General features: G+C 68.1%; 3 protein-coding genes. All 3 read right to left on the bottom strand.

Features of this window, described 5'->3' with window-relative positions:
• Positions 1 to 19: 19 nt before the first annotated feature.
• Genes HWX31_RS08770 through HWX31_RS08780 form a run of 3 tightly spaced genes read right to left on the bottom strand, consistent with a single transcriptional unit; the run spans position 20 to position 14,609 of the window.
• Positions 20 to 9,094 (bottom strand): non-ribosomal peptide synthetase, encoded by a 9,075-nt coding sequence (locus HWX31_RS08770; RefSeq protein WP_174959125.1) that lies wholly within the window; start codon positions 9,092 to 9,094, stop codon positions 20 to 22.
• Positions 9,091 to 13,005, bottom strand: a complete 3,915-nt coding sequence (locus tag HWX31_RS08775; protein ID WP_174959123.1) for a non-ribosomal peptide synthetase — start codon at positions 13,003 to 13,005, stop codon at positions 9,091 to 9,093. The genes HWX31_RS08770 and HWX31_RS08775 overlap by 4 nt, the downstream gene beginning before the upstream one ends.
• Complete coding sequence (locus tag HWX31_RS08780; RefSeq protein WP_174959121.1) at positions 12,993 to 14,609, bottom strand: MBL fold metallo-hydrolase; 1,617 nt, start codon at positions 14,607 to 14,609, stop codon at positions 12,993 to 12,995. The genes HWX31_RS08775 and HWX31_RS08780 overlap by 13 nt, the downstream gene beginning before the upstream one ends.
• Positions 14,610 to 14,619: the final 10 nt, after the last annotated feature.

Genomic DNA, 14,619 nt, shown 5'->3' on the forward strand with positions numbered 1-14,619 from the left:
ACTCCTTGAGACGTTTGGTTCACGTGTTCTCCTCGACGGCGTCGTCGGCAATGGGTTCGGGCGCGGTCTTCAGGCGAAGGCCGACCCGCACCTTCGGGCCGGCGGCGGGCGCACTGCCGGAGAGCGGGATGCGATCGACCGGCGTGCCCGGATCACGCACGAAGACTTCGAGTATCTCGAGCAGCCGATCGCGCATCGCGGCGATGGTCGCGGGGCGGAACAGGCGGGTGTTGTAGATGAACTGGATGCGGTGCCGGCCTTCGCTTTCGACGATCTGGAAGGACAGGTCGAACTTGGCCGTGGTGTCCGCCTGCGACAGGTCCGTGATGTGAAGACCGGGCTGCGGCGCGGGCACCGAAATGTAGTTCGCTTGAATGTCGAAGATCGGGAAATGATTCGCCGGGGTGCGGATCTTGAGATCTTCGAGCAACAGGTCGAACGGATAGGACGCGTGCTCCAGGGCTTGCGTGGAGGTTTTCGCCACGGCGTCGATCACCTCGTCCACGGTCGCGGATTTCCGCAGCGGGACACGGAGCACGACGGTGTTGAGGAACACCCCGATCTGCGCTTCGAGCTGCTCGCTGTCGCGCCCGGCCGATACGCTGCCGATCACGATGTCTTCACGCCCCGTATAGCGGTGCAGCAGCACGCAGAACGACGACAGGATCACCGCGTACAGCGACGTATGGTGAGCGCGGGCCAGCTTCGCGAGCTCCGCCGCGTGCAGGTCCGGCAGTTCCACGTCGAGCGTCTGCCCGGCGTGGCTGAGCCGCTCGGGGCGCGGGTAGTCCGGCGCGAGTTGCAGGCGGGGCACCGGCGGCGCCAGTTGCTCGAGCCAGTACGCGCGATGCGCGGCGGCGCGCGAATCGTCCAGGCAGGCGTTGTGCCAGGCGGCGTAGTCGCGGTACTGGATCGCAAGCGGCGGCAGGTCGCGTCCCGCATAAAGCGCATGCAGATCGTCGGTCAGCACGCGGATCGACCACGCATCCGATATCACGTGGTGCATGTTCAGCAACAGCAGATGCTTCTGCGGCGAGAGCCGGACCAGCTTGACGCGAAACAGCGGTCCCGACGCGAGATCGAAGGGCTGCTCGCTTTCCGCGCGGATCAGCGCATCGATCGCGTCCGGCCCGGCATTTTCCGCGAGTTCCGTCTGCTCGACCCGGAATCCGGATGCTTCGCGAGTGAGGATGCGTTGCCGCAGATCGCCTTCGATCATCGCGAACACGGTGCGCAGGCTCTCGTGGCGATCGACCAGCGTGTCGAACGCGCGGACGAGGCGCGCCGTATCGATGGCGCCGTCCAGTTGCAGCGCACCCGCCATGTTGTACGTGGACGGGTCCGCGCTGCGGCTCGCGAGCCAGATCCGCTTCTGTGCGCGAGACACCGCGTACGACGATTGCGCAGGCAGTGCCGGAATGATTTCCTCCGCGCCGGCGGTGGCGGTGGACACCAGCTTCTTCGCGAGCTCGCGCGGCGTCGGCGCATGGAAAACATCGGCGACCGCGACGTTCAGCTTCAGTTCGCGGCGAATCCGGCTGACCATCTGGATCGCCTTGAGGCTTTGGCCGCCGTGCTCGAAGAAGTTGTCGTCGACACCGTTCGGCTGGCGGCCGAGCACCTCGGCGAAGATGCGCAGCAGCGCCGCTTCGGTGGGCGTGCGCGGTTCGGCCGGCACGCCGTCGGGCGCGGACGCGGCATCCGGGAGCGGCAGCGCGGCGCGGTTGATCTTGCCGTTCGGCATGACGGGAAGCGCCGGCAGCAGCATCACGGTGTCGGGCACCATATGGGCCGGCAGTTTTTCGCGCAGCGCGTGGCGCAAGCTGGCGGGCGTCCAGCCGGTTCCCGACGCGTACGCGCACAGGGTCGTTTCGGCATCCGCAGCGTCGCGGGCGACCACGACGGCGTTGGAGATGCCGTCGAGATCGGTCAGCGCGGCTTCGATTTCCCCCAGCTCGATGCGATAGCCGCGGACCTTGACCTGGAAGTCGCGGCGGCCGAAGAAGTGAAGATTGCCGTCCGGCCCGAAGCAGCCGATGTCGCCGGTGTGATAAAGGCGCGCACCCGGTGCCGGATTGAACGGATCGTCGCGGAACACCGCCTGGGTGCGCTGTTCGTCGAATAGATAGCCGCGCCCGACGCCGGCCCCCCCGATGCAGATCTCGCCTTTGACGCCGATCGGGCAGAGATTCATGTCGGCGTCCACGACGTAGAGGCGCAGGTTCTCGATCGGGCGGCCGATCGGAATCGCGGGCAGGTCCGGCGCGCACGCCATGCTGTAATGCGCAACGGAGTCCGAAGCTTCGGTCGGCCCGTAGGCGTTGACGAGCCGGACCGCCGGATTCAGGCGGAACCAGGTTCGCACGGACGCGGGCTGCAGGGTTTCGCCGATGGTCAGCAGCGTGTCGAGGTGCGGGAACGCCGGCGCCGCGTGCCGTTCCAGCTCGACGAGGAAGGTCGCCAGATAGGACGGGACGAATTGCATCGCCGTGATGCGGTCGCGGTGCAGGCTGTCGATCAGCAGCGCGGGCTCGAGGATGACGGCATCGGGATAGATCACCGTCGTGCCGCCCGACACCAGCGCCGCGAAGCATTGCCAGACCGAAATGTCGGAGCAGTGCGAAGCGGTCTGGGCGACCGCGCTGTGCGCGCCGAGCCCGACCCTGCGCGCCATCGCGAGCACGTGGTTGAGCATGCCGCGATGCTCGACCATCGCGCCCTTGGGCTGGCCGGTCGAGCCCGACGTGAAGATCACGTAGGCGAGGTCCGCGGGCCGGCAACGCGGCGTCGACGGCGCCAGCGCGCCGGCGTCGTGATCGTCGGGCAGGCGCGACGGATCGAGCGTCGGGATCGACGACGGCGCCGGCGGCGGCACGCAGTCCGTCGCGACGATGACCGTCGGCCGGGCTGACGCGAGGATGGCCTCGACCCGCCGGGCCGGATAGGCCGGATCGACGGGCACGTACGCCGCGCCGCACTTCCAGATCGCCAGGATCGTTTCCAGCATCAGGTGCGAGCGCGGCATCCACACGGCGATCCGGTCGTCCGGCTGAATCGGCGCGGCTTGCAGCAGATGCCGGGCGATCCGGTCGGCGCCTTCGACGAGGTCCCGATAGGTGCGGACCACTGCGCCGCAGCGGACCGCGATGCGCTCGGGGTGCGCGGCGGCGGCGGCCTCGATCAGTTCGGGCAGCGTGCGGTCGGACGGGACCGGCGCGAAGGTGTCGTTCCAGTCCAGCAGGATCTCGTCGCGCTCGGCCGCGGTGAGGAGCGGAAGGCCGCCGTTCGGGCGATCGTCTTCGGACGCAAGGCCGACGAGCAGGGTTTCGACATGGCGCAGCAGGCGGACGATCGTTTCGCGGTCGAAGCGGCCGTCGTCGTACAGCACCTGCAACGACAGGCATTTGCCCGGCGTCACGACCAGCGTCAGCGGGTAGTTGTTCGGATCGGACACGTGGAATGCGCCGATGCGCAGACCCGGAAGCGCATCGGCCAGCGCTTCCTCGACCGGATAGTTCTGGAAGATGAGCAGGCTTTCGAAGAGCGGCACGCCGGGCGGCAGGCCCGCGAATTTCTGGATGTCGGCCAGCGGATAGTGCGCGTATTCCTCCTGCTGCGCGAGATCCATCTGCAATCGGGCCAGCCACGCGGCCGTCGGGCGCTTGTCGATGCGGACCCGCACCGGCAGCGTGTTGATGAACAGCCCGACCATCTCGTCCGACTCAGGCAGCGACGCCGGGCGACCGGAAACGATCGTGCCGAACACGACGTCCGCTTCGCCGCTATAGCGGCCCAGCAGCTGCGCCCACGCGCCCTGCGCGAGCGTGTTGAGCGTGATGCGGCCGGCTTGCGCGAACGCGATGAGCCGCTGCGTATCGCGCTCGGAAAGCAGAAGCTGCTCTTCCAGATAGGCGCCCGGTGCGGCCGTTCCGTCGAGTTCGGGGCGTCCGAGCACGAGCGGGGTCGTCGTCGGGAAATCCTCGAGCTTCGTCTTCCAGAAGCGTTCCGCGGCCCCGGCGTCCTGACGCTCCAGCCAGCACACGTAATCGCGGAAGGCCGGCGGCGCGGGCCGCTGCGCGGCGGCATCGGCCGGCACGGCCTGATAGGCGGCGGCCACTTCGCTCAGCAGCCGGGCGGAGCTCCACCCGTCGAGCAGGATGTGGTGATGGCTCCAATAGAAGCGCCATGCCTGCGGGCCCACGCGGAACAGCCCCATGCGCATCAGCGGCGCGCGGGTAAAGTCGAAGCCGCGCGCGCGGTCTTGCGTCAGGTAGGCGTCCCAACGCCGTTCCGCCTCGTCGGCGGAAGCCGCGCTCAGATCTTCCTCGTGCCAGGGCAGGTCGATGCGGCGATGCACGACCTGCACGGGGCTTTCGAGTTCTTCCCAGTGGAACGAGGTTCGCAGGATGTCGTGCCGGTGCATCACCGCGTCCCACGCGCGGCGGAACCGTTCGACGTCGAGTGCGCCGTCGATACGGAAATCGAGGCTGCTGAAATACGCATCCGACGCCGGTTCGTACAGGCCGTGGAACAGCATGCCCTGCTGGGTCGGCGTCAGCGCGTAGACGCCGTCGATCTCGTCCGGGATGACCGAGGCCAGCGCCTGCGGCAGACTCGAAGCGGATTCGTCGACATGATCGACAACGAGGGATTCGAGCGCCGCGATGTAGGCCTGCGCGACGCGCCGGATGCTGTCCGTTTCGTGGCAGGCCCGGCTGAATTCCCACGCAACGTGCAGGCGGTTGCCGGTCACGTAGGCGTTGATGTCGAGCAGATGCTCGCGCTGCTGGTTCGCATTGCGGCCGTCGCCGCTCGGCTCCGCGGCCTGCTTCCAGTCGCGTGCGGCGGTGAACACCTGGTCGATTTGACCGAGGTAGTTGAACAGCAGTTGAGGCTGCGGAGCGGGTCCGTCGAGCCGGTCTTGCAGCAGACCGTAGCTGATGCCCGCGGCCGGCACGGCACGCAGCTGCGCCTTGACCGACGCAACCAGCCGCGCCGGATCGTGCGGGCCGGCATTGACCTTCAGCAGGACCGGGAACAGGGACGTAAACCAGCCCACCGTGCGCGAGACGTCGAGGTCCGCGACGATTTCCTCGCGCCCGTGCGCTTCGAGATCCAGCAGGACGTCGGCGCATCCGCTCCAGTCGCTGACCGCACGCGCGAGCGCGGCCAGCAGCAGGTCGTTGATCTGGGCGTCGTAGGCGCGGGGCGCGGCGCCCAGCAACGCAGCGGTCGCGGATTCGCCCAGCTCGACCACGATCGCTTCGGCGGACGACACGGTATTGGCGTCGGCCGTCGCGGCGCGATCGAGCGGCAGGCCGGGCAGCGTCGAACGAGCGAGAGCCTGCCAATGTGCGAGATCGGCGTCGGCGGCGCCGGAGCCGGCCCAGTTCGACAGGGCCCGGGTCCATGCGGTCCACGACGCGCCGCCGCCCGCGAATTCGGGCGCTTTGCCGCTGCGCAGGCGGGTATAGGCGTCGTACACGGTTTCGAGCAGCGCGCCCCATGACACGCCGTCGATCACCAGATGATGAGCGACCAGCAGCAGACGCAGCGATCTTCCTTCGTCGATGCGGAACAGGTCCGCGCGCAACACGGGGCCGTCCGACAGGTTCAGGCTCGCATGCGCCTGCGCGACGTGCTGCGCGAGCTGATCGGCGCGGATGTCGAGCATGCCGACGGGGATCTCCGGATCGTCGACGACTTCCTGAATCCAGCCGGACGCGCCCGCTCGAAAGCGCAGCCGAAGCGCATCGTGCCATTTGGCCGCGTGCCGGAGCGCCTGGCGCAGCGCGACCGGATCGAGGTCCGGCGGAACCTCGAGCAGCACCGCCTGGTTGTACTGGTCCTGATCGTCCTTGCGCTGCGAAAAGAAACGCTTCTGGATCGGCGTCAGCGGCAGCGGGCCGGACGACGCGACGAACTCCGCCGCCTTGGCTTCGCCGCGAGTGGCCACGGCGGCGAGCTCGGCGACCGTCGGATGCTGGAAGATGAGCCGGGTGGTGATCTTCAGGCCCGCCTTGGCGGCCAGCGCCACGATGCGCATGCTGAGAATCGAATCGCCGCCCAGCGCGAAAATGTTGTCGTGGATGCCGGGCGACGGAATGCCCAGCGCTTCGCCCCAGATGCGGCACAGCAGCGTCTCGGTGGGCGTGCGGGGCAGCGCCGGCTCCTGAGCCGCGGCCGACAGCCGCGACCGGTCCAGCGGGGGCAAGGCCTTGCGGTCGATCTTGCCGTTGCCGCTCAACGGCAGCGCGTCGAGCACGACGTAGATGCCCGGCACCATGTAGGCCGGCAGCGTGGCGGACAACGCGGCGGCAATTTCGGCGTCGCTCAGCGACGCGCCGTCACGGAACGCGACATACGCGCACAGCGCGGCGCGGCCGGCGTCGTCGCGATAATCGAGCGCGGCCGCCTGGCGGATTTCCGGAATGGCGGCCAGCGCGTTGTCGATCTCCCCGAGCTCGATGCGGTAGCCGCGAATCTTCAGTTGGTGGTCCTTGCGACCGTAGAGCACGAGCGTCCCGTCGGGGAGATAGCAGCCGATGTCGCGGGTGCGGTACATGCGCACGCCGCGAGTCGGATGGAACGGGTCCTCGACGAAGGCTTCCCGCGTGCCGGCCTCGTTGTTGAGATAGCCGCGGCCGACCGCGACGCCGGACACGCAAAGCTCGCCGGGAATCCCGATCGGGCACAGGTTCATCTGCGGGTCGACGACATAGATGCGCACGTTGCGGATCGGCTTGCCGACCGGCACGTAAGGCGTGGTCGGCGCGTGCGCCATGCGGTACTGCGCGACATCGTCGGACGCTTCCGCCGGGCCATAGGCGTTCACCACCGCGATGTCCGGGAACACGTCGAACCACTGTTTCACCAGCGCCGGGCTGACCATCTCGCCGGTGACGAGCAGGTGCCGCAGGTGCCGCACCAGCGCCGGCCGTTCCGACGCGCGGTCGAGCAGCGCGGACAGATAGGACGGCACCAGTTCGAGGATGCTGATTCCGGTGGATTCCAGGTATTCCAGGAAACATGCGGGATCGCGAATCCGGTCGTCGTCGACGATCACGGTCTTGCCGCCGACGAGCGGCGCCGTGAAAAATTGCCAGACCGAAATATCGAAGCAATGCGGTGCGGTTTGCGCGATCACCGACGACGCCGAGATCGAAAATTCGTCGATCTCGGCGAGCATGTGATTCAGCATGCCCGCGTGCTCGACCATCGCCCCCTTGGGCTTGCCGGTGGAGCCGGACGTGTAGATCACGTAGGCGAGGCTGTCGGGCGACACGGGGCGGCCGGGATTGGTGTCGTCGACGATATCGGTGGCGGCGTCGAGCGACACGACCGGCGCGAGCGTAGCCAGCTCGGCGGGCAGGAGGCCGTCGCAGGTAATGACGAGGTCGGCGCCGGAATCCTCGAGAATGGTGCGGATGCGGGCCGCCGGAAAGTCGGGGTCGATCGGGATATAGGCGGCGCCGCACTTCCAGACGGCGAAGATCGCCTCCATCAGGCGCTCCGACCGGTGCATGCAGATCGCGACCAGCGCATCCGGCTTCAGCTCGGCGGCGGCCAGCAGGCGATGAGCGGTGCGGTTCGCGCGGGCATTCAGTTCGCCCGCGCTCAGGACGATGTCGCGGTACTCGACCGCCGGCCGCTCGGGGTGTTCCGCTGCGGCCTGCTCCAGGCGATGCACGACGGTGAGCGCGGCGTCGAACGGCACGGCGGTGTCGTTGAAGGTGTCCAGCAGCAGACGACGTTCGGCCTCGGGGAGAATCGGCATGCGTCCGAGCAGCCGGTTCGGATCGGCCGTGAACGCGTCGAGCGTCGCGGCCACGTGGCCCAGCATGCGCTGCATCGCGTCTTCATCGAAGCGCCGCGGATCGAACGACAGTTCCATCTTCCAGTCGTCGCGCGCCGTCACGACGAATTCGAGCGGGATGTCGGCGCGGTTGTAGAGCTGCACCTCGTCGACCGCCAGGCCGTGCGCGCCGTGCGTCAGCGACTCGTCCAGCGGGTAGTTCATGAACGTGATGTTGCTTTCGAACAGCGGCGTCGTGAGCGGGACTTCGCTGCAGCGCTGGATGTCGGGCAACGGGGTGTGCTCGAACGGCGCACGGGCGGCCACGCGCGCCTGGATCATCTTCAGCCAGGGCGCCAGCGGCTGCCTCGGGTCGACCCGCACCCGCACCGGCACCGTATTGATGAACAGGCCGAGCATGGTTTCGATCCCCGGCAGGTTGGCGCCCCGTCCGGAGACGACGGCGCCGAACACCACGTCGGTTTCCCCGCTGTAACGCGACAGCACGAGCGCCCAGGCCGCTTGCGCGAGGGTGTTGAGGGTCACGTGATGCCGGGCCGCGAATTGCCGCAGGCGCGCGCTCAGGTCGGCCGACAGGTCGGCCTGGACTTGCGCGAGGCCCTCGCCGAAGCGCTCGCCCGCCTGCGCGCGCGCGGCCGTGGGCAGCGGGGTCGGCGTGCGGAAGCCTTCGAGGTAGCGCGTCCAGTATTGCTGCGCGGCTTGCGGTTCGTGCTGTTGCAGCCACTGGATGTAGTCGCGATACGGGCGCACCGGCGGCAGCGCCGGCGGCAGGCCGCGCGTGAGCGCGCCGTAGACCTGGAAGATTTCCTCGATCACGAGCGACAGGCACCAGCCGTCGGCCAGGATGTGATGGTGGCTCCAGCTGAACAGGTACGCGTCGTCGGCGACGCGCACCAGGCGGCAGCGCACGAGCGGCGCGCGATCGAGCGCGAAGCCCTCGGCCAGGTCGCTTTCGAGATGCGCGCTCCACCGCGCGCGCTGCTGGTCTTCCGGCAGGTCGCGCCAGTCGTCCTGCACCCACGGCAGCGTGGCGTGCGCGTGCACGACCTGCATCGGCTTGTCGAACTCTTCCCAATGGAACGACGTGCGCATCACCGGATGCCGATCGACGAGCTGCTGCCATGCGGCATGAAACAGCGCGGGATCGAGGCTGCCGACGATCCGGCAACCGAGCTGGTTGAAGCTGCTTCTCGCGCCGGGCGAGTGCACGGCATGAAAGAGCATCGCCTCCTGCATCGGGGAGAGCTCGTAGATATCGGCAATGGTGGCGGATGTCACGATTTGATCCTTGAGACGAGGGCGTCCAGCGCTTCCTGGCTGATGCGCGCAGCCGGGAAGTCCGACGGGCTCAGCCCCGGCTGGCCGTCGCCGCTGGCCGCGACGATCGACAGCAGACGGCTGCGGTAGCACTGCGTCAGCCGCTCGATGACGCCCGGTGCGCAGGCTTCGCGGTTGTAGTGCCAGGTGAGGCGCAGGCGTCCGTCGAACACCACCCCGTCGATCTCGAAGAGATGGCCGCGCCGCGCGCGCGGACTGTGTTCGGGGCTCTGGAAGTCGAGCACCGGCTTCCAGCCCGTGTCGTCGGTCAGCACGCGATCGATCTGGCCGAGATAGTTGAAGCGCACCGGCGCCGGCGGCTGCCGTTCCAGTTCCGCCGCGACGCGGGCGTCCTTGCCGAGGTAGCGGGCGATGCCGTAGCCGAGCCCGCGCATCGGCACCGCGCGCAACTGCTCCTTGACGTTGCGCAGCGCGTCGGCCGGCACGGCGGCGTCGCCGGCATTCAGGAACACCGGATAGTGAGACGTGAACCAGCCGATGGTGCGTGACGTGTCGACGCCGTCGAAGATGTCCTCGCGGCCATGGCCTTCGAGATCGACGACCAGCGACGCGTTGCCGGTCCAGTCGCCGAACGCGAGCAGCAAGGCCGTCAGCAGGACTTCGTTGATCTGCGTGTTGAACGCGCGCGGCACGTCCTGCAGCAGCGCTTGCGTCTGCTGCGCGTCGAACTCGACGATCGCCGACCCGGCTTCGGCGACGGTGCCGACCGGCATGTCGTCGAAGCACGCCTGCGCGTCGGCGTTCCCCTGGAGCCAATAGTCCAGGCCGTCGAGCCTGGACGCGCCGAGTTCGGCCAGACGGTTTGCCCAGTCGCGCCACGCGGTCGTCCTGGCCGGGAGCCGCACCGCTTCGCCCGCTTCGATCTGGCGGCACGCGGTGTACAGGTCTTCGAACAGGATGCGCCACGAGACGCCGTCGATCACCAGATGATGCGCGACCACGAGCAGGCGCTGCGGCGCGTCCGGGCCGAACTGGAACAGGTGGGCGCGCAGCAGCGGCGGCGCGGACAACGTGAAGCTTTCCTGCATGCGGGTGGCGGTCGCGAGCATCGCGGCTTGGCCGGCGGCGGGCGCCTCGCCGGCCAGCGACGTGACGCCGAGCGGAATCGCCAGCGGCGGCGCCGCATGCGATTGCCGCCACGCGCCGTCGACGCGCTCGAAACTCAGCCGCAGCGCGTCGTGATGCGTCGCGACGGCCGCCAGCGCCTGCTCGATCACGCCCGGCCGCAGCGACGCGGGCACCTCGATCATCGTCGACTGGTTGTAGTGATGCGGGTCCGCCACGTCCTGCGCGAAGAACCAGTGCTGGATCGGCGTCAGCGGGGCGGGCCCGACCGCCGGCTCCTGCGGGATCGTCATCGACGGCGCATGCACGGCAACCCGGGCGAGCTCGGCGATGGTCGGATGCGCGAAGAACTGATCGGCGCTGAACTTGAGGCCGACTTGCTGCGCGAGCGACATCACCTGGATGATCAGGATCGAGTCGCCGCCCAGCTCGAAGAAATTGTCGCGGATGCCGATCTGCTCGCGGCCCAGCACCTCGCACCAGATCTTGCCGAGGCGCGCCTCGACCTCGTTGGTCGGCGCGGTATACACGGTTTCGCTCGGGGCCGGCGCCAGTTCCAGCGCGGCGAGCGCCTTGCGGTCCGGCTTGCCGTTGGGCGTCAGCGGCATGCGTTCGAGCGTCACGATCGACCCCGGCACCATGAACTCGGGCAGGCGCGCCTGCAGGTGTTCGCGCAGGCTCGCGACGCTGGCCGTCGCCGTCGCGACGCAGGCCACCAGCTGCTTGTGCTGCTGCGCGTCTTCGCGCACGAACACGAGCGCGTCGGTGACGCCGGCGTGCTGCCGGAGCGCCGCTTCGATTTCTCCCGTCTCGATGCGATAGCCGCGAATCTTCACCTGCGTGTCGCGGCGCCCGGTGATTTCCAGATTGCCGTCCGGCAGCCAGACGCCGAGGTCGCCGGTGCGGTAGAGGCGCTCGCCCGGCTCGAACGGGTGGGCGACGAACGCGGCGGCGGTCAGGTCGTCGCGGCCGACGTAACCGCGCGCGAGTGCGATGCCGGACACGCAGATCTCGCCCGTGCAGCCCTCGGGCGCCAGCGCCCCGTGCTCGTCGAGCAGGTACAGGTGCGCATTGCGGATCGGGCGGCCGACCGGCAGGCGGGCGCCGTACGCGGTTGCGGCGTCGACCACGTAGTCGGTGATGCAGACGGTTGCCTCGGTGGGGCCATAGGAGTTGTGGCACGAGCGCGTCCGCGCCAGCTTGCAGAGATCCGCCACGCGGGCGTTGTCGCCCGCGCTGATGACCCGTTTCACGGCGCCGAGCGCGTCCCAGTCGAGCGCGGCGAGATAGGCCGGCGTCGCGTTGATGGTGGTGACGCCCTGCTGCGCGAGGTATTCGACGAAACGCGGCGCATCGCGGATCACCGACGTTTTCGCCAGCACGAGGCGCGCGCCCGCGAGCAGCGTGACGAAAATCTCCATGATCGAGCCGTCGAAGCCCGGCGAGTAGAACTGCACGAAGCGGTCGGCGGCATCGAAGCCGAACGCGTCCACATGGTATTGCGCCATGTTCAGCAGGCCCGCGTGCTCGAGCACGACGCCCTTCGGCGCGCCCGTGGAGCCGGACGTGTAGATGATGTACGCGGCGTCGTCCGGCCGGACCTCGACCTGTGCGGACGCGGATGCGGGCTCCAGCGTGTCGAGCTGGAAGTCGAGCGCGAACATCGGGATCGCCCAGAAATCGGCGAGCAGCGGCAGGTGCTCCGAGTGCGTCAGCAGCGCCTTGACTTTCGCGTCCTCGATCATGAAGCGCAGGCGCTCCTGCGGAAACTCCGGGTCGAGCGGCAGATACACCGCGCCCGCCTTGAGCACGCCGAGCATGCCGACGATCCAGCGCTCGGAACGGTCGGCCACCACGCCCACCACGTCGCCGCGTTCGATCGCGTATTCCGCGAGCAGGAAGCTCGCCAGCCGGGACGACTGATCGTCCAGTTCGGCATAGGTCAGCGACGCTTCGGCGGTCGCGACGGCGATGCTGTCCGGCGCGGACGCCGCGCGCTGTGCGAACTGCTCGAGGAACGTGCCATGCACCGCAACGGGCTCGGCATGCGCGCGAAGGCGCGCGCGTTCGTCGTCGTCGAGCAGCGAGACCGTGTCGAGCGGCGCGTGCAGCGCGTCGAAGCCGGCCACGACGTTGCGCAGGTGCCGCGCGACATGCTGGAGATAGTGCAGCGTGAAGACCGTCGGCCGGCCCGTCAGCACGATCTCGTAGCGCTCGCGATGGCGGATCTCGATCGACAGGTCGTAGTCCGCCGACGCCCAGGCTTCGTGAAGCCCGTCGAAGCGGACGGCCACGTTGGTCGCGCGGGTTTCGCCATGCAGCTTGTGCGCGAGGGCGGCGATCGGAAAGTCCTGAAACGAATAGCTTCGCTGCACCGTGTCGCGAACCTGGTTCAGGTACTCGCGAACCGTCGCGCCGGGCCGGGTGGCGTCGATGAGCGGGACGGGGCCGGCGGAGCCGGCCGCGGATTCGACGATCAGCGGCGGCGAATCCACGAACAGCCCGGCCGTGGCGTCGTAGCGCCCGAGGACACGGAACAGGGCCGCGAGCAGCACGACGAACGCGCCCAGCTCGTTGCCGGCGGCGAGCTTCTCCAGCACCCGCGCCGCGTCGCCGTCGAGCTCGAACGCATGCACCGGCGCGGGGCCGAGCGGCAGCGCATACGCCTGCCACGCCTGCTGAAGGCGGAAGTCTTCGTCGATGCGACCGAGCGCGTCATTCCAGAACGCCAGATGCTCCTGGTATTGGCCGCTGGTCGAGAGCGCGTTCAGATTCAGTTCTGACAAAGCACGATCTCCTTCGTTGCGTACAGCACTTCGGAAGTGATGCCCTTGGCCTTGCAGTGCGCGACAAACTGGGTGGACTGGATGTGGCTCGGCGAGTTTTCGTCGAACGTGTTGTCGAGCAGGTGGTTCAGCCACGGCTCCTGACCCATCGCATAGACATACGCCGCGTTGAAGGCGAAGCGATCCACCAGCGACGCGGCCTCGTCGATCTTGCAGCCGCGCGCGCGGCGCGACTGGTCGATGTCGCGCGGCAGCGCCTTGGGAAACAGCGGGCCATACACCCATGACGGCGGCGCGCCCTCGGTTTCCATCCCGACGAACAGGGTGTCCGGCTTGCCGGCGAGGCGGAACACGTGCTCGTAGAGGACGGGGTCCAGGTTGCACGAGTCGGCCACGCTCAGCACCGAACGATTGCCGAAGCGGATCATGAACGCCTGCTTGCTCTGGATCGCCAGGTCGTTGTGTTCGCCGAGGAACGGAATCGCGGTGATGGCCCCGTTGGGCAGCTTGATTTCCTGAGCATCCCTGACTTCCAGCACGTCGTCGAAGCCGAGCTTGCGCAATGCCAGCTCCAGCGACGGATCTTGCGGAAAGCCGTCGAAATTCCGGCCCACCACCACGGTCTTGATCTTGTGGCGAAGCTGCAGCAGCGTTTCGAGGACGATGTGATCGTGATGGCTGTGCGTAAGCAGCACGTAGTCGATCTGGTCCGGCAGGTCGGCGAAGGTATAGCGCGGCAGGCTGGTGTCGTAGCCGTAGCTGATCAGCGGATCGAGCAGGATGCTCACGCCCCGGCTCTGGATCAGCAGGCAGGCATGGCCGAAATAGCGGATGCGGATGTCGTCGCCGTCGAACGAACGATCCGGCTTCGGCTCCGGTGCCTCCTCGACGAAGAACGAGCGGAACAGCGGCTCGTCCTTCTCCTCCACGCGCATCAGGTCGACGATTTTCGCGTAGCTGCCCGGCGTGTCGCGCATGCGGAACAGCGTGTCGAGCGCGGGCTCGTCGAAGGCCATGTTGCGGAACAGCGTGCGCTCGTCCTTGAGCCGCGGCGTGCTGAGAATGAACGGCCGGGGCGTGTTCTCGTCGATCGCCGACAGCGCGATGCTCTGCGCGTCGCGCGCGTAGAACGGGCTCGCGTACAGCAGGCTCTCGAAGACCCGGAAGGACGGGTTGTGATTCAGGTCGTAATAGATCTCGACATAGCCTTTCAGCACCTCCGGAATCTCGGCGTAGATCGGGTCCGAAGCCATCCCCTTCGCCTGTTCCAGCAGCAGCGTGGAGAACGCCTTGTAAGCCTTCGCCAGTTCCAGTTGCAGGGTGGCGCGCGCGGTGGTCTGCGCGATCAGCGCGCGGATTTCGTCGACGCGCTGGCCGCCCAGGTCGATGAACGGGCCGCCGCGCATCGCCGGGTCGTTGCATGCGGCCACGTGCATCATCGGCGATGCGGCATAGGACTTCATGATCGGCAGGAACCGCTCGGCCACGTTGAGCGCGGCGGTCAACGGCGGAAGCGTGTGAAACCACGCGTACCAGCCGTTGATCAGCGGTTCGAACTGAATGTTTTGCCGCAGGTAGACTTGCGTGCTGGACGAGATAGTCAACGAAGGCTCC

The organism is Burkholderia ubonensis (genome assembly GCF_902833085.1).
Classification (GTDB): Bacteria; Pseudomonadota; Gammaproteobacteria; order Burkholderiales; family Burkholderiaceae; genus Burkholderia; species Burkholderia ubonensis.